We start from the raw sequence: 21,173 nt of genomic DNA, 5'->3' as shown, positions 1-21,173 counted from the left end.
GATCAGTCGTACTTCCCTTCTACTGTCCACAATGGATTTTCCTGGCCGGTGCCGAGCAGCAGGACGGCCACCTCCGGACGGCCGGTCCCGTCACCGCCCAGCAACGCCTGCAGCCGAACCCGGGGACCCGGATCGTCCGGTGACCACCACCTGCCCGCCGCGACCCAGGGACCTGCCCAGTCGAGGACCGGGCGTGCGCCACCCCCGTCGAGCCGGACCTCGGACGGGCTCCCGGTGAGCCCGAACCTGCGGGTGACCCCGACCGGCCTGCCCGCGGAGTCGGCGATCCGGGCGGAGATCCCGCGGGTGAACACCGTCGCCGGGGCCGGGGCGGGCAGCCTGCCGGGCCAGGGGGCGTCGTGCCCGGGCAGTGGTGCCGGCCGCTCGCCCCACGGCACCAGCCGGACCCGCTCGGCGGGGCCCCTGCCACCGCCGAGTTCCGCGGTGAACACCGCGTCCGGCCCGAGCAGTCCCTGCACCCGTACCAGCGCCCGGCCGGCCTTCTCGGTGGCCAGGACCTGTTCCTCGCTCACGACGGCACCGAGCGCGGAACCGCCGCCCCGCCACAACCCGAGTTGCAGCGAGGTTCCGGCGACAGTCTCCTCCGGTTCGAGGCGCAGCGTGGTGACGCCAGAAGCGGGCCGGATGCCCTCCCCCGTGCGGAGCCAGCCCTCGAACTGCCAGCGGACCCGGTCGGCGATGCCCTGGGGGGTGAGAGGCTCGGCGCACCGCCAGACCCGGGTGAGCTCCTCGCCAGATTCGGTGGTGGCGTGGATACCGAGCCGGGTGCAGGCGTAGCCACGGCCTGCGAGTCCCGCGTGCAGGCGGGAGGCGAGTGTCCTCGCCATGAACGCCGCGGCGTCGATCCGTTCCAGCGGAGGGTCGAAGTTCTCGGTGACGCTCAGCTCCGGCGGTGGCCTCCTGCGGTGAGGCGGCCGTTCGGACCGGCCGCGTGCCAGCCGGTGGGCGAGCAGGCCCTCGGCGCCGAAGCGGGAGGTGACGTCCCGCTCGGCCAGTGCCGCGAACGCACCCAGCGTGCGCAACCCCAGCCTGCGCAGCAGATCGACCAGCTCGCCCCGCTCCGCTCCCGGCCGGTTCAGTTCCCCGATGTCCAGCCCGGCGAGGAAACCCGCCGCGGAACCGCGTTCGACCAGCACCGACCGGTGTGCGGCGAGGGTGCCCGCGAAGAGCCCGTCGGCGACACCGACCTGGCACTCCACCCCCGCGCTCGCGGACACGTGGTCCACCAGCAGTTCGACGAGCTCGGCCTCACCGCCGAAGTAACCGGCCGCGCCGTCGGCCGGGACGGCCACCAGCCCGGGACGCACCACCTCCACCCCGACGACCAGTTCCTCCACCGCGGCGGCGACCGGTTCGAACAGCCGCGCGTCCCGGGAGGCGTCCGCGCCGAGTACGGCGATCTCCGGGCATTTCGCCTGCGCCTCCCTGCGTCGCATTCCCCGGCGGACGCCCCGCGCGGCGGCCACCGCCGAACAGGCGATCACCCGGTTTCCGGTGAACACCGCAGCGGGGAGGTTCGCCGGGATCCCGGCCGCCGCCCCGGCGGCGACGACGGGCCAGTCCGGACACCACAACACCAGCATTCGCAACGGAACCGTGTTGTCCACAGTGGACTCTGCTTGCCGGTTCGTCATGTCAGAGCGCCCCCGCGACTGCCCACGGGCCGTCTGCCGCGGACGACGGCGCCCGCTCCAGTACGGCGGTTCTGCCGCCGATGGCAGGGAGCAGCAGCTCCGTGCGTGCGGGCCGGGCGGCGGAGCCCCTGCCGGACACGAGCACCCGGACCGCGCGTTCGCGCAGCCGGCCGGAGCCGCCTTCCAGCCCGGACCAGCGCCCCGGCTCGCCCCGCAGTTCGACGTCCGCACCCGGCCAGGCGCCGAGGGAGAGCAGTACGGCGCCCCGGTGCCGTGCCCTCGCCGAGAGCCGTCTGGCCGTCTGCGAACCGGCGAGCCCGGCGGGAGGACCGACCGCCACCAGGTCCATCCCGTCGAGCAACGCCGCCGTGACCGCGGCGAGCTCCGCGCCAGGCCGGGGGACGAGCGCGAGCCTGTCCACCTCGACCCCGAACTCACCCGCGGCCACGACACCGAGATCCGGCACGCCCACCACCGCCGCCCACGAACCGGCCGAGGTCGCCTCGGCCAGCAACGCGAACAGCAGGGATGTGACCCCGCGTACCGCGATCGTGCTGCCCCGGCGCAACCCGCCGCCCGGCAGCATTCCCGCCAACTCGGGGAGTACCGGCAGAACCCGCCCCGTGGTCTGCCCGTACTCGGCAGCGGCGGCCACCCCGGTGGCCGTGCTCACCCCTGGCAACGCGGCCAGTCGCGCCACCGCCTGCGTCGTTCCCGACGGCACCGGACCCGCATCCGGTGACGGCATCGACGACGCGGACGGCACAGACGCCACATCGGCCACCAGTCCGCCAGGCACCGAACACCACCTCCCCACTCGACACGGCAACTTGCCCGCCCGAAACGACCACGAGCGGTACCTGTCTCACCGTGGGGAAGTCGGTGATTGTTCGAACACCTGTTCGATAAGTCAAGCTAACACCACCCGCCGAGCACCTGTCAAGCGAGGCGGCAGTGTTCGCCCTCGCGGGTGACGAGCAGGCCGGGCCGCTCCCGGGAACCAGGCGCCCCGGTAGTGCCGGAGAGGACTTTTCCCTTGCACGGCAAGGGAAGTCAGACCGCTCCGGTGATACCGCCGTCCACCCGGAGCTCGGTGCCGTTGACGTAGCCCGCCCGCGGATCGACGAGGAAGGCCACGGCGTGCGCGATGTCCTCGGGCCTGCCGAGACGGCCCGAGGGATTCGGTGCGTAGTCCGCCGTCACCGCGCCCTCGATGGCTGGCCATTCCGCGTGCGGATCCCCGGTCCGGTCCAGGAACATCCGCCGCAGCGACGGGGTCAGGATCACGCCGGGGCTCACGCAGTTCGCGGTGACCCCCGACCCGGCGAGATGCCCGGCGAGCCCCACCGTCAGGTTCACCACCGCCGCCTTCGCCGCCGAGTACGTGACCATGTTCGCCAGTGGTGTCGTCACCGCACGGCTGGCGACGGTGACCACCCGCCCCCAGCCGCGTTCCCGCATCGACGGGGTCAGCGCCTGGATCAGCCGGACCGCCGAGAGCACGTTGCCGTCGTAGGACTCCCCCCAGTCCGCCGACTCGGCGGTGTCCCAGGTGTTCTCCCGGAACGGGCCGGCGTTGGCCACCAGCACGTCGACGCCGTGCCCGAGCGCGGCCGCGGCGACCTCCCCGGCCTGCTCCGCCACCGCGAGATCGCCCAGCACCACCGTCGCCCGCCCGCCTGCCCGGCGGATCCGCCCGGCCACCGGTTCGGCCGAGGCCGGATCCCGCCCGTGCACGAGCACCGCGCACCCCCCGGCCGCGAGACGTTCGGCGATCGCGCTGCCGATCCCGCCGCTGCTGCCCGTGACCAGAGCCGTGTGTCCCGCCAGAACCGCGTGCATGCCGGCGACCGTATCGACGAGTACCGACCGGAAACTGTCGGTGCGCCCCGGCACGATGTGCGCCATGGACGAATCGGTGAGCCGCAGGGAGATCTCCGCGACCGTCAGCGACCTGGGCTGGCGCTACGTACTGGGCAGCCTGAGTGCCTCGGTACGCGCGGAGTCCTCGGCCGGAGCGGTGCAGATCGCCGCACGACTGGCCGAGGAGGCAGGCGACGCCGCGGAGGAGAGCCTCCGGATGGACATCCGGCGCGACCGGCTGATCGTCAGCCTGCAGTCGTTCGCCCAGGGCAGGGTCACGCGCGGCGAGCTCGACCTGGCCCGACGGATCGCCGTCACGCTCGGCGAACTCGGCGCGCGCCTGGATCCCGGCCCGGAAGCCGGAATCCGATCGGTGCAGGTCATCGAGATCGCGGTGGACGCGCTCGACATCGCCGGCATCCGGCCGTTCTGGCGGGCGGTGCTCGGCTACCAGGACGAGCCGGTCACCACCGGCACCCCGGACGCACTGGTCGACCCGCTCGGGCAGGGGCCCTCGGTCTGGTTCCAGCAGATGACCGAGCCACGGCCGCAGCGCAACCGCATCCATCTCGACGTTTCCGTACCGCACGACGAGACCCGGCGGCGTATCGACGCGGCACTGGCCGCGGGTGGAACGCTCCTCGGCGAGGAGGCGGCACCGGCGTTCTGGGTGCTGGCCGACGCGGAGAGCAACGAGGTGTGCGTGACGACCTGGCAGGGACGGGACTGACCCGCCGGGCCCACCGAGACGGCGGCCCGGCGGGCGGGGATCAGTGGGCGAAGTGCCGGGTCCCGGTCAGGTAGACGGTGACGCCGGCGGACTCGGCCGCCGCGATCACCTCGGGGTCGCGGACCGAACCGCCGGGCTGCACGATCGCCCGCACCTCGGCACCCACCAGCACCTCGAGACCGTCCGGGAACGGGAAGAACGCGTCCGAGGCGGCAACCGCGCCCTTCGCCCGGTCACCGGCCCGCTGCACGGCCAGCCGTGCCGAGTCGACCCGGTTCACCTGGCCCATGCCCACGCCCACCGTGGCGCCGTCCTGGGCGAGCAGGATCGCGTTCGACTTCACACCGCGGATCGCCCGCCAGGCGAACGCCAGATCGGCCAGCGTCGCCTCGTCGGCCGGGGCACCGGTGGCGAGCGTCCAGTTGGCCGGGTCGTCGCCCTCGGCGTCGATCCGGTCGGCCGTCTGCGCCAGCATGCCCCCGGAGATGGGACGGAACTCGACCTCGTCCGCGGCCACCTCCGGCAGCCGCAGCAGACGGATGTTCTTCTTGCGCCGCAACACTTCCAGCGCGTCACCGTCGAACTCGGGCGCGATCACGACCTCGGTGAAGATCTCCGCGATCTGCTCGGCCGCGGCGAGATCCACCGGCCGGTTCGTGGCGATCACGCCACCGTAGGCCGAGGTCGGGTCGCAGGCGTGCGCCTTGCGGTGCGCCTCGGCGACATCCACACCGACCGCGATACCGCACGGATTGGCGTGCTTGATGATCGCGACGCAGGGGTCGGCGAAGTCGTACGCGGCCCGGCGGGCGGCGTCGGTGTCGACGTAGTTGTTGTACGACATCGCCTTGCCGTGCAACTGCTCGGCGTGTGCGAGCCCGCCACGCCCGTACCGGTACACGGCCGCGCTCTGATGCGGGTTCTCGCCGTAACGCAGCACCTCGCCGCGTTCCCAGCTCGCACCGGCGAAGCCGGGGAAACCGGAGTCGTCGGCGGGGGCGTAGGACTCGGCGAACCAGGACGCGACGGCCGTGTCGTAGGCAGCGGTGTGCGCGAACGCCCGCGCCGCGAGGAGTTTCCGGTCTGCCGGCGTGAAACCACCGGCACGCACCTGCTCCAGCACCCAGTCGTACCGGGCCGGATCGACCACGACGGCCACGCTTCCGTGGTTCTTCGCCGACGCCCGCACCATCGCCGGTCCGCCGATGTCGATGTTCTCGACGCAGTCCTCCGCACTCGCGCCCGAGGCGACCGTCCGCGCGAACGGGTACAGGTTCACCACCAGCAGATCGAAGGCCGCGATGCCGAGCGTCCGCAACTGCTCCACGTGCTCAGGACGGTTCGTGTCGGCGAGCAGGCCGGCGTGCACCCGCGGGTGCAGCGTCTTCACCCGCCCGTCGAGCGACTCGGGGAACCCGGTGACCTCCTCGACCGGTGTCACCGGCACGCCGGCGTCGGCGATCGTCCGTGCCGTCCCCCCGGTGGAGACGATCTCGACGCCCGCGGCGTGCAGCCCGGTCGCCAGCTCCAGCAGGCCGGCCTTGTCCGACACCCCGATCAGCGCGCGCGTGACGGGCCGCTGCCCGTCGATTCCAGACGCACCAGTGCTCACCTGAAACTCACCTTTCGTCCGTCCACCGTGCAGCCCGTGCGGGCCAGCTTCTCGATCACTTCGACGAGCAGCCTGCGCTCGACCGCTTTGATCCGTTCGTGCAGGGAGGACTCGTCGTCCTCGGCATTCACCTCGACCGCTTCCTGCGCGATCACCGGGCCGGTGTCCATCCCGGCGTCCACGAAGTGCACGGTGGAACCGGTGACCTTCACACCCGCCTCGATCGCGTCACGCACCGCGTGCATCCCGGGGAACGCGGGCAGCAGCGCGGGATGGGTGTTCACCACTCTGGCCGGGAAACGGGCGAGGAAGGCGGGGCCCAGCAACTTCATGAAGCCCGCGGAGATCACCACGTCCGGCCGGTAGGCGGCGACGGCCTCGGTGAGCGCGGCGTCCCACGCGGCACGGTCGGGATGATCACCGACGCGCGCCACGAAATGCGGCAATCCGGCACGTTCCGCGCGGGCCAGCGCCTCGACACCGGTACGGTCCGCGCCGACGGCGAGGATCCGCGCCGGGAACCCGCCGGCCTCGCTGGCCTCCAGTACCGCCTGCAGGAGCGTCCCGGAGCCGGAGGCCAGGACGACGACGCCGAGCGGAACGGCCGGTTCCAGCCGGTCAACCACGAAGAGCCCTCCTCGGTGCGGATGTCGCGGACACCCACGTGTGCTCCTTGGCGGGGCCGTTCGGGTGATTCACCTTGGTGACAACAGCCTAGACAGAGCGTTGTGGATCTCGGCAGGCGGCCGTCACCGCTCCGGCGGCTCGTCCGCGGGGTCCCGGGGATCCGGGCCGGTGCCCGCGTCCGGGTCGTCTCCGGTGTCCGGCTCGAGCTCGTCCGGTCCGCCGGCGGCACCGTCGACGCCACCGTCCGCGGAGTCCTGGTCGGGAAGCTCGCAGCCGGTCGCCTCGTCCTCGGCGTACTCCTCGTCCTCGGCGCGATCGGTGTGCTCATCGGCGGTCTCGGAGTCCTCGGTATCGGAGTCCTCGGTGTCGAAGTCTTCTGCGGTATCGAAGTCTTCTGCGGTATCGAAGTCGCCGGTGTCGGTGTCCGAGCCCTCGTCCGAGTCCTCGATGGTGCCGGTGCCGCTGTCGGTGTCCTCGGAGTCCGGGTGGTCCGCGGTCTCGTCCGCCGTCTCCCGCGTGGGGGTGGCGAGGTGCCGGGCGGGACGTTCCGGCCGGGCGTGCGGCCCGCCGAACCAGGCGACCAGGCCACCGGGCACGGCGATCCAGCCGAACGCGGCCAGCGACACCAGCCCGACGGGAATCGCCACCGGATCGGCCATTCCCCCGGCCAGCGCGCCGCCGGCCAAGGTACCCAGGACGACACAGCCGAACCCGATCAGCGCGCCCGCGATGACCACCGTGCGCAGCCGTGCCCGGGGATCGGCGTCGATGTGCCGCACCGACCAGCCGACCAGCACCCCCGCGGCCGCCGGCAGCAGCATCAGCACCGGCCACCACAGCGCGTGCTGCTCGGGCATTCCGGCCAGCAGTGGAAGGCCGGGAACCGGGCCGCCCTCGAAGTGCGTCGTCCCCACCGACACCTGGCCGATGGTGAAGCCGGGGCCGGTGGCGAACGCCAGTCCGCCGGTCACGGCGTTGGGCAGGTAGGCGAGGCAGAGCAGCAGCATCCCGAGTCCGCTGCCGGGGCCGGGAGCGTTGCCGGTGAACAGGTCCACCATCGTCGGCGCGGACAGCAGGGTGGCGAAGGCGAACACCGTCGCCCCCGCTACGAACAGTGCGAACAGGCCCAGCGCTCCCGCGCGCAGGCCGTGCAGGGCCAGCGGATCGAGGTGGGAACGGGCTGCCGCGGCGATTCCGCACGGGCCCGCGAGGCCGGCCGCGGCGGCCAGTCCGGACAGCAGGGCGGGCATCAGCACGGCGGTGGCCACCTCGGCGCCGAGACGCTGCCCATCGGTGAGCACCGAGACGGCCAGGCCGGACATGCCGTGCGCGACGGCGACCGCCGCGATCACCGGCACCGCGTCCCGCGGCGTCCGGCAGCCGATCCGGCCCGCCGCGGCGGTCGCGGTACGGGCGACGAGCACGCACACGCCCACGGTTGCCAGCATCGGCAGCACGCCGATCTGCTGCCCGGCGATGGTCAGCGGCACCTGATAGGCGGCGAGCCAGCCGGGACCGGCCGCGACCAGCACGCCGAGTGTGGAGAACTGCGACTGCCCCGCGGTCGCGGTGATCAGAGCGAACAACGCGGCGACGATGGCGTATCCGGTGACCAGCGGGGTGAGGGCCGCGCCAGCCAGCGCCCGGGCCCGTGCCCCGCCGGAGGGCGTCGCCGGGCGCCCCGGCTCGTCCGCCCGGAGCACGCGGGACGCGCGAGAAGGCGAGGTGAGCGACCGCATGATCAGCACCATCGCACCCGGATTGGGCCATCCGGGCGAGCCACGCCGGCCCGGACATGATGGCGCCGCGCACACCTACCCGGTCGGGTCACGGTGTGCGCGGCGCGTAATCGATCAGTGTGGCCGTTGCCCTACTTGGGCTGGCCGAACCCACTCGGCGGAGTTCCGGGCGGGTTCTGCTGGCCCGTTTCCGAGCCGGGCTGCTGGTAGAACTGCCCCTGCTGCGGGGCGTAGGTGGTCGGCTGCTGGCTCGGCTGCCCGGGCGGCGGCGCCTGCGGGTTCACCGGCTGGGCGAACTGCGTGGGCTGGGCGAATCCGCCGGACGCCGGGCCCTGCGGGTTCCGATTCGCGTCCTGGCCGTACTGGCCGGGCTGGCCGTAGGGCTGCTGCTGGCCGTAGGGCGCGGGGGCCTTGGGGGCGGGGGCCTTGATGATGCCGTGGTCGGCCAGCAACGCACCGATCGCGATCAGCATCTGCACGAACGCCAGGATCAGCAGCACCACGATGACGCCGGGAACGTCCGCGCCCTCCGGTGCCCGGACGACGAGCTGCAGGCCCCACAACGCGCTCAGCACACTGAACAGCGCTGCGAACGGCAGCACGCGCGGGCCCTTGGGCAGGGTTCGCAGTGCCGCGAGCAGTCCGCCGACGAGGGCGAACTGGATCGAGGCGTCGAAGTACGAGGCGTCCTCCGCGAAGCCGATGAAGTAGCTCACCAGGCCGAACAGGGTGGCCGCGAGGGCCAGCATCACCGGCACGCTCATCGTGATGCCGGCCGAGCCCTGCCGTGGCGCCTGCTGCGGCGCGTGCTGGCCGAACTGACCGCCTTCGGGTCCCGGCGTGTTCGGACCGTGGGGACCCTGCTGCGGGTATCCCGGTCCACTGCTCGGGAAGGTCATCCCTGCTCTCCTGTCGTCGCACCGGCGCCCGGAACGGACCGCGAACCGGGAAATCGTGAATGGTCTGGGGTATGGAAACGCTAGCGCACCTGGTGGGACTCGTGTGCCAGGTGAGCGATCCGGGTCGTAGGACGCGCGGCCGGGTGGACGGGTTGCCCGGCCCGGCCGGACGCGCCGGGCCGGTCAGCCGCGGTACGGGCCCTGCGGCGGGTACCCACCCGAGGGCGGGAACGCGCCGCCAGGCTGGCCGTACTGCTGCGGAGCCGGGGCCGACTGCTTCATGATCCCCGTCTCGAAGAGGAACGCGACCACGGCCACGGCCGCCTGCGCGAGCAGCGTGATGATCAGGATGATCCCGCCCGCGCCGAGGCTGCCCACGAAGAAGATCGTGAACAGGAACGGCAGGAACGCGGCCAGCGCGAACGCCGGGGGCCAGATTCCCGCCTTCTGCCCGCCGGGCAGCAGGGCCGGGACGACGCCGAAGCCGGCGAGCAGCGACAGCGCCGGGATCCAGCCGAAGCCTTCGAAGAAGTTCGTCTCGCCACCGATCGGAGCGAAACCGAGGAACAGGTTCGCCAGGCCGAGACCGGCGACCACGAACAGCAGGATCTTGGTGAACGAGGGCGAGGAACCCGACGGGGCCGGCGGCTGCGGCTGCCCGTACGGGGTGCCGTACTGCGCCGAGGGGCCCTGCTGCGGGAAACCCCCGGAGTGCGGTGCGAAGCCCTGGCCGGGCTGGCCCGGTCCATGCCCACCACCGGGCTGGCCCGGCCCCTGCCCACCGCCGGGCTGGCCACTGCCTGGGAACGTCATCGAGCTCTCCTGTCTACCTGCACCGCAACCTGGGGAAACGCTAGCCCAGCCGCCGGTGCGGCCGGACTCGCGGGTCCGACTCGCGAAAGGCGCGCACCGTTCCACCGAATGCGCGGGGCCGGGCACCGCACGCGGTACCCGGCCCCGGATGTCACGCCCGCACTCAGTGCAGGTTGTTGTACAGCTCCCGCGCGAGGTCGGCGGTCTCGGTCGGCGTCTTGCCGACCTTCACGCCCGCGGCCTCGAGAGCTTCCTTCTTCGCCTGCGCCGTACCGGAGGAGCCGGAGACGATCGCGCCGGCGTGGCCCATCGTCTTGCCCTCTGGCGCGGTGAAACCGGCGACGTAACCGACGACCGGCTTGGTGACGTTGGCCTTGACGTACTCGGCGGCACGCTCCTCGGCGTCGCCGCCGATCTCGCCGATCATCACGATGACCTCGGTCTCGGGGTCGTTCTGGAACGCCTCGAGCGCATCGATGTGCGTGGTGCCGATGACCGGGTCGCCACCGATGCCGACGGCGGTGGTGAAACCGATGTCGCGCAGCTCGAACATCATCTGGTAGGTCAGCGTGCCCGACTTCGACACCAGGCCGATCTTGCCGGCCTCGGTGATGTCGGCCGGGATGATGCCCGCGTTGGACTTGCCCGGGCTGATCACGCCGGGGCAGTTCGGTCCGATGATCCGGGTCTTGTTGCCGGTGGCCACGGCGTGCGCCCAGAAGTAGGCCGAGTCGTGCACCGGGATGCCCTCGGTGATGACGACGGCGAGGCCGATGCCCGCGTCGATCGCCTCGATGACGGCGTCCTTGGCGAACTTCGGCGGTACGAAGATGACCGAGGTGTCCGCGCCGGACTCCTTCATCGCCTCCTCGACCGTGCCGTAGACGGTGAGGTCCTTGCCCTCGATGGTGACCGTCTGGCCTGCCTTGCGGGCGTTGACGCCACCCACGATGTTGGTGCCGGACTTGATCATCTTCGTGGCGTGCTTCATGCCCTCGGAGCCGGTGAGCCCCTGCACGATGATCTTGCTGTTCTCGTTCAGGAAGATAGCCATTGTTACGCCCCCGCCGCTGCGAGCTCGGCGGCCTTGTCTGCCGCGTTGTCCATCGTGTCGACCAGCGTCACCAGCGGGTGGTTGGCGTCGGCCAGGATCTTGCGCCCTTCGACGACGTTGTTGCCGTCGAGGCGGACGACGAGCGGCTTGGTCGCGTCGTCGCCGAGGATCTTCAGCGCCTCGACGATGCCGGTGGCCACCGCGTCGCAGGCGGTGATGCCGCCGAAGACGTTGACGAAGACGCTCTTCACGTCGTCGTCGCCGAGGATGACGTCCAGCCCGGCCGCCATCACCTCCGCGGAGGCGCCACCGCCGATGTCGAGGAAGTTGGCGGGCTTCATGCCGCCGTGCTTCTCGCCCGCGTAGGCCACCACGTCGAGGGTGGACATGACCAGGCCCGCGCCGTTGCCGATGATGCCGACCTGGCCCTCGAGCTTGACGTAGTTGAGGTCCTTCGCCTTGGCCTTGGCCTCCAGCGGGTCCTCGGCCTGCTTGTCGACGAGCTCGGCGTGGCCGGGCTGCCGGAAGCCGGCGTTCTCGTCCAGGGTGACCTTGCCGTCGAGGGCGATGATCTTGTCCTGCGGGTCGCGGACCAGCGGGTTGACCTCAACCAGCGTCGCGTCCTCGGAGACGAAGGCCTCCCACAGCTTCACGACGACGTCGGCCGCCTCGTCGACGACCTCGGCGGGGAATTTGCCCTGCGTGAGGATCTCGGTGGCCTTCGCCTTGTCGACACCGGCGATCGGGTCGACGGCGACGCGGGCCAGCGCCTCGGGGCGCTCGACGGCGAGCTGCTCGATCTCCACGCCGCCCTCGGCCGAGGCCATGGCGAGGAACGTGCGGTTGGCGCGGTCCAGCAGGAAGGAGAAGTAGTACTCCTCCGCGATGTCGGAGGCCTCGGCCACCAGCACGCGGTGCACGATGTGGCCCTTGATGTCCAGGCCGAGGATGGCTTCGGCCTTCTCCTTGGCCTCGTCGGCGTTCTGCGCGAGCTTCACGCCACCGGCCTTGCCGCGTCCGCCGGTCTTCACCTGGGCCTTGACGACGACCTGGCCACCGATCTTCTCGGCCGTGGCACGGGCTTCATCCGGGTTGTTCGCCACGGCGCCGGGCAGAACCGGCACATCGTGGGCGGCGAAGAGATCCCTCGCCTGGTACTCGTAGAGGTCCACTACTCCAGTCTCCTGACGACACGCCACTGTGTAAGACCCACGCGCGGTTCCGGGCGGCGTTCACGCACTGCCCAGCCACACGTGCGTTGAGCGGTGACTTGATCGAATCGCGATGGGCTGCCCACCGCGGACTTGTCGGTCGCCGATGACCCTAGCGAGCAGCGTGGACGCCCGGCACTCGGCGTCCGGTGAAGTGAGTCACCGCACGCTCACGACCTGGGATTCCGCCATGTGAAACCGCCCACCCGTGGCCGTTCAGCCGTCCTGGCCCGCCGATTCGCCGTTCCGCCCGACGGCCACGACCACCGCGGCCACGGCGAACGCCGCCGCCCCGGCGAGCGCCAGCCAGGTGCCGGGTGCCGCCGTCGCTCCGGGGATCCCCCCGTCCGTCCCGGCGGCGCCAAGCGGGAGTTCCGCCGCCCGCAGGCCGAGTACGGCGGCCGCTCCGCCGAGCAACGCCACGGCCCTTGCCGGGCGCGAGCGCGGGGCCAGCACCGCGGCGCCGAGGACCGTCACCAGCACGATCGCCAGACCCCACGAGGGGGTGCCGAATCCGGACCAGAGGCCGGGCGCCAGGTAGTCCGGTGCGGCGATCGCGGGCAGCGTCAGCCCGGCCACGGCCAGGATCCCGGCGGCAACCAGCGGGGAGAGCAGGCTCCCGGCGCCGGCCGGGACGGCTTCGGCCTTCGAGTCGGAGTCGTCGCGTTCGACCATGCCGGCGACCACGGCGCAGGCAGCGGTGGCGATCGCGGCGATCATCGCGAGCACCGTCCACAGCACACCCTCGCCCGCTGTCGGACCCGCGGGCAGGGCCCCGGCCGTCAGCGCGGTGTCGATCACCGAGGTGCCCGCGAGGAAGACGCCGGACCAGGCGACCGCCAGCGCCGGACGTACCAGCGCCGCGCAGCGGGGGACCAGCACCGCGATCCCCAGCAGGCCGACGAGGACTCCGGCCACCAGCAGCCAGGGCCGGGAAGGGCTGTCCGAGACGGCCGTGCCGGAGGCCGACTCGACGGTGGCGCCGAGCGCTCCGCCGAGAGCGGCCAGTGCCGTCAGCACGGCGAGCACCCCGGTGGCCGTCAGCAGCCTGCCGCCGCCGGGCAGTCGCGCCTCCCCGGCGAGGTCGCCGTCGCGGGTCGCGTCCCGGGTGGCCTGCCGGTCGGCCGCCGCCCTTCCGCCGGGGGCGAGCGCGAGCAGGACCAGTCCGGCCGCGGCCGCCAGCGCGGCGACGGGGCCGCCCGCGACACCGGCGACCGGCACGGCGAGGCCGGACACCACGGGCGGCAACGCGATCGCCACGAGAGCGGCGGCGAGGCCGAGCAGTCCGCCGCGGGCCGCCTCGCGCAGGCCGGAGCCGGTCGCCAGCACCACCGCCAGCGGCAGCGCGCAGGCGAGGAGAAGGTGCCCGGCAAGCACCAGCATCGGCCCCTCGAAAGCGCTCTGCGCGAGCAGGTACGCATCGGACGAGGTGATCGGCGCCGTCAGCAAGCCGATCGCGGCGACCAGGCCCACCGTCACCGCCAGCACGGGACGGCGCCGTTCGTCGGCGTCCGCGGCGGCCTCGGCGTACCGGGACAGCGCCCGGAACGCGAGGACGCCCGCCACCATCGCCGCGATGTGCCCGGCGAGCAGCAGCCACAGGCCAGGGCCCGGTGCGGGAACGTCGAGCGTGGCTGGCAGGTACAGCTCGGGGCGGGAGGTGGTGGAGGGATCGATGGCGAACTGCAGGTCGGCCAGTGCCCGGCCGGGAGCCAGCGCGGCCGCGCCCGCGACGACCGCGGCGGCGGTGACGCGGGAGCCACGCAGGGCGAAGCCCGCCGCCAGCGCCGCCGGCAGCACGGCGAGCGCGATCAGCAGCGCGGCGCTGGAGAAGCCGGGGCCCGCCCCGCCGGTGACGGGCAGAACGACACCCACGGCCAGCAGGAGCGCGGACGCGACCGCGGCCCCGAGCCCTCCGGACAGCACTGACGGAGTCTCGTCGCCGGGCAACGTGCCGGGCCGGAACCCGGGCGCGGGGCTGTCGTGGGCTGTGGCCTCGTGCTCGCCGGCCCGGGGGCGCCGCCCCTCGGGGGCGGAACCTGCCGATCCCTGGCGAGCCGGGCGAGGGCTCGAAGTCATCGCGATCGACGCTAGCAAGGGTCCCGGCGTCCGGCTCGGCGCTGCCCGCCCGGTCGCGGCGGTGGCACGGGGTGACCACGAAGATCACGCCGGGACCACCGGATCACGGCGTAGCGACGCGTGAAACCCGCCAATAAGCAAGAGGTTCCGTTGATGTAACGCAAGTCACACCGAATGGCCTAACAGGCCGTCTACCTTGCGTCATGACCACCTGAGCGAGGCGGACCCGCCCACTCGATCGGCCGACATCGACCGTAGATCTTGCTCGGAGCGGCACCCCTTCGTTACTGTCCCCCAGTCCCCATTACGGTCAGGTCACGAAACGGACAGGTCTGCGAAGGCCAAGCGAACGGTTACCCCCGATAACCGTTCACCGGGATCCCCCGCCCGGCGTCCGGAGACCTGGCTCCCCGAGTATGGAAGGCCCCTGTCTTGGCTCGACACCGCTCCCCCGGCGGCCAAGCTCCTTCCCCGGCACTCGACGACGCACCGAACGGTGATGTCAAGCGTGTCCGGGGTTCCCATCGGCTCCCCGCTCCCTCCTCCGCCCTGCGCGGACGGGTTGTGGTGGCAGCCGTCGCGGCCGGCGCTTTCGCCGCTGCCGCCGCCGGTCAGACACTTCAGGCAACCTCCGGTGACTCGAACACCGATGTGACGCCGCTGGCGAGCGCTCGTGACGCCAGTGCCGCGTTCGGTGTCGGTGGCAACGCCCCGGTCGCCGCTCCCGAACTGCTTCCCGTCGCCCGCAACAGCGACGCTTCGGCCGAAGTCCAGAAGCTGACCGACAGCGCCGAGGTGACCCAGGCCCGCCAGCAGCGCGAGGCCGACGCCGCCGCCGCGGCCGCCGAAGCCGACCGCCTTGCCGCCGAGAAGGCCGCCGAAGAAGCCGCTCGCCCCGACGTCGTGGTGCCGGCCGAGGGCCGCTTCACCTCCGGATACGGCAGCCGCTGGGGCACCAACCACAACGGCATGGACATCGCCAACTCGATCGGCACCCCGATCGTCGCCGCGATGGAGGGCACAGTCATCGAGGCCGGTCCGGCCAGCGGCTTCGGCCTCTGGGTCCGGATCCAGCACGACGACGGCACCATCACCGTCTACGGCCACATGAACAGCTTCTCGGTGAGCGAGGGTGACCGCGTCAAGGCGGGCGACCAGATCGCCGAGATCGGCAACCGCGGCCAGTCCACCGGACCGCACCTGCACTTCGAGGTCTGGACCGGCGGCGGCAAGAAGATCGACCCGCGTCCGTGGCTCATCGAGCGCGGCGCGGACATCTGATCCGGCGAGGAAACTAGTCCTCCCCGGGTAGCCGGCGAAGGAAGTACGCCACCGCGACCTGCCAGACCGTGCAGAGTTCCGTGGTGTGCCCTTTTCGACCACGCTTACACAACGGACAACGGCCGCTCGGCCGGTGATCGTGCAGGCGCAACAGCGTGCGCCACGCGGCCACCAGCCGGGCGGCCTCCGCGTTCTCCGCGCCCCGAAGGGCGCCTGCCGTCCCCACGGCTCCCTGCAGGAACTGAAATACCCCGTCGGCGACGAGGCCAAACAACCGCTGCTCCACACCGCGACCCCCAGAGGCGTCCGACCGGACTCTCCGGCCGTCGAACATGTGTTCGAACGTGAGGTTAGCGGCGAGCTCCGACAGTTTCGGGAACGGGCCGGTCGAGCGGGGCGGACCGGCTCAGAGCTTCACCATCGGGACGCTGCCGATCAGCATCAGCCGGACGGTGCCCGCCGCGCCGAAATCGATCGTCGCCGTCGCCCGGGGGCCGGCGCCGTCGGCGGCGACGACCGTGCCGAGTCCGTACTTGTCGTGGCTGACGCGGTCGCCGACGTCGAGCTTCAGCGCCACGGTGTCCTTCCAGCCCTTGAACGAGGTCGTACGCGTGCCGCCCGCCGACGACCCTGCCTGAGCGGAGTCCGAGCCGAACGACGATCTGCGGCCCCAGGTGGTGGCCGCGCGCGGTGAGCCCCCCGAGCCGCGACCGAAGCCGCTGCTGGGCTCCTCCCGCCGCCAGTCGAGGAGCTCGGCGGGGATCTCGTCGAAGAAGCGGGATGCCGGATTGGTCATCGGCTGGCCCCACGCCGAACGGACGAGCGCCCGGGAGAGGTACAGCCGTTGCCGCGCCCGGGTGATGGCCACGTACGCCAGCCTGCGCTCCTCGGCCAGTTCCACCGGATCGCCGAGCGCACGCATGTGCGGGAAGATGCCGTCCTCCCAGCCGGTACCGAACACGACCGGGTACTCCAGGCCCTTCGCCGTGTGCACCGTCATGAGGGTGACGACGCCCGCGTCCTGTTCGCCGTCCTCACCGTCCGGGCTCGGGATGGAGTCCGCGTCGGCAACCAGTGAGACGCGTTCCAGGAACGCGGGCAGCGAACCCGGCGCGGGCGAACCCGCTTCCACGTCCTCGTCGCGGGCCTCCGGCGCGGCGGCGGCCATCTCCTCGGTGAACTCGGTGAACTCCCGGGCCACGGTGACCAGTTCGGTCAGGTTCTCCAGCCGGGTCGCGTCCTGCGGGTCCTCGGACTCCTCCAGCGCCGCGCGGTACCCGGTGCGGGCCAGGATGGCCTCGGTCAGTTCCGCGACCTCGTCCCCCCGCTCGACGAGTTCGTTCAGGCCGTCGAGGATCTCGACGAACCCGGTGATCGCGTTGCGCGAGCGGGGATTGAGCATCGGCACCTTGTCTGCCACCGCCGCGCGCAGCGCCTGGGCGAAGGAGATGCGTTCCCGTTCGGCGTACGTGGCGATCACGGCCTCGGCCCGGTCGCCGATCCCCCGCTTCGGCACGTTCAGGATGCGGCGGAGGCTGACCGTGTCCTCCGGATTGGCGAGCACGCGCAGGTAGGCGAGGGTGTCGCGGACCTCGCGCCGCTCGTAGAACCGCACCCCGCCGACGACCTTGTACGGCAGTCCGAGTCGGATGAAGATCTCCTCGAACACCCGGGACTGGTTGTTGGTGCGGTAGAAGACGGCCACGTCCGAGTACTGCGCCTCGCCGCGGTCGGCCAGCGCGTCGATCTCGCCCGCGACGAAGGCCGCCTCGTCGTGCTCGTTGTCCGCGACGTAGCCGACGATCCGCTCGCCCTCGCCGGAGTCGGTCCACAGCCGCTTGTCCCGGCGATTGGGGTTGCGCGCAATGACGGCGTTCGCCGCGGAGAGGATCGTCTGCGTGGAGCGGTAGTTCTGTTCGAGCAGGATCGTCCGGGTACGCGGGAAGTCCCGCTCGAACTCCTCGATGTTGCGGATCGTCGCGCCACGGAAGGCGTAGATGGACTGGTCGGCGTCGCCCACCACGCACAGTTCCGCCGGATGCACACCCGAATCGGTGACCTCGGTGCCCACCAGTTCCCGGACCAGCGTGTACTGCGCGTGGTTGGTGTCCTGGTACTCGTCGACGAGTACGTGGCGGAAGCGGCGGCGGTAGTGCTCGGCGACGTCCGGGAACGCCTGGAGCAGTTCGACCGACCGCATGATCAGGTCGTCGAAGTCCATGGCGTTGCCCTGACGGAGCCTGCGCTGGTACTCGGCGTAGACCTCGGCGACCATGCGCTCCAGGTCGTTGCCCGCCTTCGCCGCGGCGGCGTCCGGGTCGAGCAGCTCGTTCTTCAGATTGGAGATGTGGATCGCCAGCGTGCGGGCCGGGTAGCGCTTCGGGTCCACGTCCAGGTCCCTGGCGACCAGGGTGACCAGGCGCTTGGTGTCATCGGAGTCGTAGATGGAGAAACTGGACGTCATCTCCAGCGTCTTGGCCTCACGGCGCAGCAGGCGCACGCACATCGAGTGGAACGTCGAGACCCACATCGCGTTGGCCCGGCGGCCGACGAGTTCGCCGACCCGCTCCCGCATCTCGGCGGCGGCCTTGTTGGTGAAGGTGATCGCCATGACCTGACCGGGCTGCACCCTGCGCTCGGCGAGCAGGTAGGCGATCCGTCTGGTCAGCACCCGCGTCTTGCCGGAACCGGCACCCGCGATGACCAGCAGCGGACCGCCCGCGTGCTCGACGGCGGCGCGCTGCGCGGGGTTGAGATCGCCCAGCAACTCGGCGTGGCGACCCGAATGGGCGTTGTCCGGCGGCAGATCGAAAAGGGTGCTCATCTCGGGGGTCACGCTACCCGTCCGCACCGACGGTCCCGGCGCTGGAGGAGTCGCCGCGCGGCGTCCCGGGGACGTCGGCGTTCTGTGCAATACTTCGGACGTGCACGACAACGCGATTCGATTTTTCTACGGGAACCGGACTCCGGCTCCCGTGATCGCATAGTGCCAGCCGCCATCACACCAAGCCCCGGAGTCTGCGGACCCGGGGCTTTCGTCGGCTCGGGGAACCGCAGGAACCGGCCCCACCCGGAGGTCCCGACATGAACACCCAGCAGCACGGCGAGCCCGCGGCCGAGCCCGCGACGGACTCCCCGCCCGAGGACATCGACTCCCTGCGCCAGGAGATCGACTGGCTCGACGCCGAGATCCTGCGACTGGTCAAGCGGCGCGTCCACGTGTCACAGACGATCGGTGCGGCGAGAATGGCCGCGGGCGGAACGCGGATCGTCTACAACCGCGAGATGGACGTGCTCGCCCGCTACCGGGACCTCGGCCCCGAGGGCAGGCAGCTCGCCATGGCCCTGCTCAACCTCGGACGCGGCCGGCTCGGCCGCTGACGCGCGACCTCAGGGTTTTCCGGGGGTGTACCCCCGAGCCACCGACGACCAGGAACGGGCAGACTGGACACATGGACTTCATCGTCAACCTGATCGCCGTCGTGGTGGCGATCGCGAGCGTGCTGGCCGCGGTCGGGCACGCCGGTTACCTGGCCATGCTGAACAGTGCGGCCACCAAGCGCGCGGGCGGCAGCCCGATCGCCCAGTACGTGCGCGGCCGGTGGGCCGTGGCGGGTGGCACCACCGCCGTCTCGCTGCTCGCCTGGCTGATCACGTCGGCGGACTCGATCCCGATGGACATCGTGGCCGTCATGCTGGCCGCGGGCAGTGGTGCCGTGGCGGTGAAGTCGCTGCAGTCGACGCAGTCGAAGTACCGCAGCGGCGGCTGACCGCGCCGATCACGCGAGGACGTCCCGACCGGCGATGATTACCACGCGTCGTCACGCTCGCCACTCGTTCGGCTCCCGCCCGTAAGGGTGAGCTGGAAAAAAGCTGTGCCCCCAAGGGGCGTGGCCTTCTTCGGCGACCTACGCTGGAGACGGTGTTCCCACTCGCAAGCGTGCTGTGTCGCGGTGCAATCGCACGTGCAGCAGAACATGCGAATGCAGGGAAACCGACGAAAGTCTTGCCGGCCGCGATGTGGGGAGGAATCCACCGAGCATGAGCGGCGGCAACCTGTTCTCGGAGTTCCCGGACCGGAACGTCCCGGGCCCGCCCCGGCGCACTCCCCAGCCGGCCTCCCGGCCCGTGCCCGGCGGCCTGCCCGGCAACCTCGCCAGGACCGGTGCGCGCGTCCCGGCGCGGCGGCACCGGCACGCGCCGGGTACGGGAACGTGGACGCCGTCGGTCCCCGCCCAGCACACGCGCCCAAGCAGGCATCACGCCGAGCCTGCTCCCCGGCCACCGGCCGCGATGCCCCCTCCCCGTGCGCCCCGGTACGTCCCGCCGCAGCCGCCGCCAGGGCGCGCGCGTCCGAGCGTCGAGACGCCCCGGGTCGGCGCGCGGGACTCCGCCTTCGCCACCACCCACGGTGAGCTCCCGGTACAGCGGCAGGCGCCCCTCTGGCCCGCGGATCCGCCCCCCGCCGATCCGCCGAGGACCCCGCCCCAGCGGGTGGGCGCCCAGCCGTCCGACCTGGCGTACCGCAGGCGAAAGGTGACGCTGCGCCCCGCCGACGACGGGCCCGCTCCCGACGAGGACGAGGCCAGGGTCTACTTCCTGCCGCCCGCGGACGGCCTCGGCAAGTTCGACCTCGGTACCGTGCCCGCCTCGGTCACCCCGCCGCGGAGCTGGCGCAGGGCCGCCTGGTTCGCGGCGGCGTCGTCCGGCGGGGTCGTGGTGGCGATGCTGTTCGCCGGTTCCCTGTTCGTCGGCTCGCCGGACCAGAACTCCGCCATCAACGGCTGGACCGACCGGCGCGGCGGTCACCCGCTGCTCGATCAGGAACAGTTCTCCGGTGAGCCGCCGACGCAGGCTCCCGCGATCCCGGCTCCTGGCAGTTCGACGTCCGGACCGGGCACCGTCGAGGGCACCACCGACTCGGTGGCGGACGGCCTGACCTCGGACTCCGCCCTCGCCACGGCCGGCCCCGGTGGCACCGGTCCGGCTCCCGGCACGACCGGCGGCACCACGGGCGCCCCGGGCAGTACCGGCGGCACCACCGATCCGACCGGCACGGGCAGCACCGGCGCGCCGACGACCAGCAGGCCGCCGGAGAAGCCCGGCCCGAGCAGCCCGCAGATCGTGTACCGCGACGAGGACTCGATGAAGACGATGTTCGCGCCGAGGGCGAAGACGATGGCCGAACGCACCCAGACCTACCTCGACACCGTCACCGAGGACCCGGCCGCCGCCCGCGAGATCACCACCGGTGACCTGCAGGCACAGGGAACCGACGGGCTGGCCCGCAAGTACGAGGGCATCGCCTACTTCGAGGTGGAGCGGGTCGAGGTGGACCGCGAGCAGGCAGTCACGATCAACACCGTGAAGGTCGTCCGGGACGACGGCAGCGTCTCCCGGGAAACGCGCACTCTGGCGTTCACTCCGGACGAGAAGATCTCCAGCGAGGGCGGCTGATCGGCCGCACGTGCGGCTGATCCGTTCGGTTGCACGGCACTGATGCACATGCAGTGCGTTGAGCGGTGAAAAGTTGGGCCACGTGGGTTACCCGTGTTGCCGTTCGTCGTGCCACAAACGCAATCCGGCGACCAAGAGTGGTGAACCCGCGAG

Annotated in this window: 17 protein-coding genes; 5 read left to right on the top strand and 12 right to left on the bottom strand. The window is 71.9% G+C overall.

Features of this window, described 5'->3' with window-relative positions; all coding sequences use genetic code 11:
• Window positions 1-2 precede the first annotated feature (2 nt).
• The 3 genes from CFN78_RS01850 to CFN78_RS01840 all read right to left on the bottom strand — a co-directional run bounded on the left by CFN78_RS01850 (window position 3) and on the right by CFN78_RS01840 (window position 3,497).
• A complete protein-coding gene (locus CFN78_RS01850; RefSeq protein ID WP_476692348.1) occupies window positions 3-1,655 on the bottom strand; it encodes a DNA polymerase Y family protein in 1,653 nt (550 codons plus the stop codon).
• Window position 1,656: 1 nt separating this feature from the next.
• Complete coding sequence (locus tag CFN78_RS01845) at window positions 1,657-2,403, bottom strand: hypothetical protein (protein WP_420807843.1); 747 nt, start codon at window positions 2,401-2,403, stop codon at window positions 1,657-1,659.
• Window positions 2,404-2,708: 305 nt separating this feature from the next.
• Complete coding sequence (locus CFN78_RS01840; protein WP_094861067.1) at window positions 2,709-3,497, bottom strand: SDR family NAD(P)-dependent oxidoreductase; 789 nt, start codon at window positions 3,495-3,497, stop codon at window positions 2,709-2,711.
• Between CFN78_RS01840 and CFN78_RS01835 the strand changes: the two genes are divergently transcribed.
• The gene (locus CFN78_RS01835; protein ID WP_240519202.1) at window positions 3,496-4,248 is read left to right on the top strand and encodes a VOC family protein; all 753 of its coding nucleotides are present in this window, start codon (window positions 3,496-3,498) and stop codon (window positions 4,246-4,248) included. The genes CFN78_RS01840 and CFN78_RS01835 overlap by 2 nt on opposite strands.
• A gap of 40 nt (window positions 4,249-4,288) precedes the next feature.
• Here CFN78_RS01835 and purH read toward each other — a convergent pair whose 3' ends face one another.
• The 8 genes from purH to CFN78_RS01795 form a co-directional block, all read right to left on the bottom strand.
• On the bottom strand, window positions 4,289-5,860 hold the full coding sequence (purH, locus tag CFN78_RS01830; RefSeq protein ID WP_240519201.1) for a bifunctional phosphoribosylaminoimidazolecarboxamide formyltransferase/IMP cyclohydrolase: 1,572 nt from the start codon (window positions 5,858-5,860) through the stop codon (window positions 4,289-4,291).
• Window positions 5,857-6,486: a phosphoribosylglycinamide formyltransferase gene (gene purN, locus CFN78_RS01825; RefSeq protein ID WP_420807837.1), complete on the bottom strand. Its 630-nt coding sequence runs from the start codon at window positions 6,484-6,486 to the stop codon at window positions 5,857-5,859. Before purN ends, purH begins: the two co-directional genes overlap by 4 nt.
• 123 nt (window positions 6,487-6,609) lie before the next feature.
• Window positions 6,610-8,226, bottom strand: a complete 1,617-nt coding sequence (locus tag CFN78_RS01820; protein ID WP_205660395.1) for a cell division protein PerM — start codon at window positions 8,224-8,226, stop codon at window positions 6,610-6,612.
• A gap of 131 nt (window positions 8,227-8,357) precedes the next feature.
• Window positions 8,358-9,125 (bottom strand): DUF5336 domain-containing protein, encoded by a 768-nt coding sequence (locus CFN78_RS01815; protein WP_094860744.1) that lies wholly within the window; start codon window positions 9,123-9,125, stop codon window positions 8,358-8,360.
• Window positions 9,126-9,308: 183 nt separating this feature from the next.
• Entirely contained in the window at window positions 9,309-9,938 is a 630-nt protein-coding gene (locus tag CFN78_RS01810; RefSeq protein ID WP_094860743.1) for a DUF5336 domain-containing protein, read from the bottom strand.
• 163 nt (window positions 9,939-10,101) lie between these two features.
• The gene (sucD, locus tag CFN78_RS01805) at window positions 10,102-10,992 is read right to left on the bottom strand and encodes a succinate--CoA ligase subunit alpha (protein ID WP_094860742.1); all 891 of its coding nucleotides are present in this window, start codon (window positions 10,990-10,992) and stop codon (window positions 10,102-10,104) included.
• 2 nt (window positions 10,993-10,994) lie between these two features.
• Window positions 10,995-12,164: an ADP-forming succinate--CoA ligase subunit beta gene (gene sucC, locus CFN78_RS01800; RefSeq protein ID WP_094860741.1), complete on the bottom strand. Its 1,170-nt coding sequence runs from the start codon at window positions 12,162-12,164 to the stop codon at window positions 10,995-10,997.
• Between the two features lie 255 nt (window positions 12,165-12,419).
• Window positions 12,420-14,129, bottom strand: coding sequence for a hypothetical protein (locus tag CFN78_RS01795; protein WP_094860740.1), 1,710 nt, complete (start codon window positions 14,127-14,129; stop codon window positions 12,420-12,422).
• 717 nt (window positions 14,130-14,846) lie between these two features.
• Here CFN78_RS01795 and CFN78_RS01790 point away from each other — a divergent pair.
• A complete protein-coding gene (locus tag CFN78_RS01790) occupies window positions 14,847-15,563 on the top strand; it encodes a M23 family metallopeptidase (protein WP_165777408.1) in 717 nt (238 codons plus the stop codon).
• 406 nt (window positions 15,564-15,969) lie between these two features.
• On the opposite strand, the gene pcrA is transcribed toward CFN78_RS01790, so the two are convergent.
• On the bottom strand, window positions 15,970-18,387 hold the full coding sequence (pcrA, locus tag CFN78_RS01780; RefSeq protein WP_094860737.1) for a DNA helicase PcrA: 2,418 nt from the start codon (window positions 18,385-18,387) through the stop codon (window positions 15,970-15,972).
• A gap of 260 nt (window positions 18,388-18,647) precedes the next feature.
• On the opposite strand from pcrA, the gene CFN78_RS01775 reads away from it, so the two are divergent.
• The 3 genes from CFN78_RS01775 (at window position 18,648) to CFN78_RS28975 (ending at window position 21,020) form a co-directional block, all read left to right on the top strand.
• Entirely contained in the window at window positions 18,648-18,944 is a 297-nt protein-coding gene (locus tag CFN78_RS01775) for a chorismate mutase (protein ID WP_094860736.1), read from the top strand.
• 71 nt (window positions 18,945-19,015) lie between these two features.
• Window positions 19,016-19,333, top strand: a complete 318-nt coding sequence (locus CFN78_RS01770; protein ID WP_094860735.1) for a hypothetical protein — start codon at window positions 19,016-19,018, stop codon at window positions 19,331-19,333.
• Window positions 19,334-19,604: 271 nt separating this feature from the next.
• The gene (locus CFN78_RS28975) at window positions 19,605-21,020 is read left to right on the top strand and encodes a hypothetical protein (RefSeq protein WP_165777407.1); all 1,416 of its coding nucleotides are present in this window, start codon (window positions 19,605-19,607) and stop codon (window positions 21,018-21,020) included.
• Window positions 21,021-21,173: the final 153 nt, after the last annotated feature.

Origin of the sequence: Amycolatopsis antarctica (assembly GCF_002262875.1) — a bacterium.
Classification (GTDB): Bacteria; Actinomycetota; Actinomycetes; order Mycobacteriales; family Pseudonocardiaceae; genus Amycolatopsis; species Amycolatopsis antarctica.
The sequence above is the reverse complement of the archived record's forward strand: the minus strand, read 5'-3'. Positions and strand labels throughout refer to the sequence as shown.

Bases quoted from the DNA above. Each gene is read 5' to 3' on its own strand.
- CFN78_RS28975 (WP_165777407.1), top strand. From the start codon at position 19,605: ATGAGCGGCGGCAACCTGTTCTCGGAGTTCCCGGACCGGAACGTCCCG.
- pcrA (WP_094860737.1), bottom strand. From the start codon at position 18,387: ATGAGCACCCTTTTCGATCTGCCGCCGGACAACGCCCATTCGGGTCGC.
- CFN78_RS01820 (WP_205660395.1), bottom strand. From the start codon at position 8,226: ATGCGGTCGCTCACCTCGCCTTCTCGCGCGTCCCGCGTGCTCCGGGCG.
- CFN78_RS01850 (WP_476692348.1), bottom strand. From the start codon at position 1,655: ATGACGAACCGGCAAGCAGAGTCCACTGTGGACAACACGGTTCCGTTG.
- CFN78_RS01845 (WP_420807843.1), bottom strand. From the start codon at position 2,403: ATGCCGTCACCGGATGCGGGTCCGGTGCCGTCGGGAACGACGCAGGCG.
- CFN78_RS01840 (WP_094861067.1), bottom strand. From the start codon at position 3,497: ATGCACGCGGTTCTGGCGGGACACACGGCTCTGGTCACGGGCAGCAGC.
- CFN78_RS01815 (WP_094860744.1), bottom strand. From the start codon at position 9,125: ATGACCTTCCCGAGCAGTGGACCGGGATACCCGCAGCAGGGTCCCCAC.
- CFN78_RS01810 (WP_094860743.1), bottom strand. From the start codon at position 9,938: ATGACGTTCCCAGGCAGTGGCCAGCCCGGCGGTGGGCAGGGGCCGGGC.
- sucD (WP_094860742.1), bottom strand. From the start codon at position 10,992: ATGGCTATCTTCCTGAACGAGAACAGCAAGATCATCGTGCAGGGGCTC.
- CFN78_RS01835 (WP_240519202.1), top strand. From the start codon at position 3,496: ATGCCGGCGACCGTATCGACGAGTACCGACCGGAAACTGTCGGTGCGC.
- CFN78_RS01775 (WP_094860736.1), top strand. From the start codon at position 18,648: ATGAACACCCAGCAGCACGGCGAGCCCGCGGCCGAGCCCGCGACGGAC.
- CFN78_RS01770 (WP_094860735.1), top strand. From the start codon at position 19,016: ATGGACTTCATCGTCAACCTGATCGCCGTCGTGGTGGCGATCGCGAGC.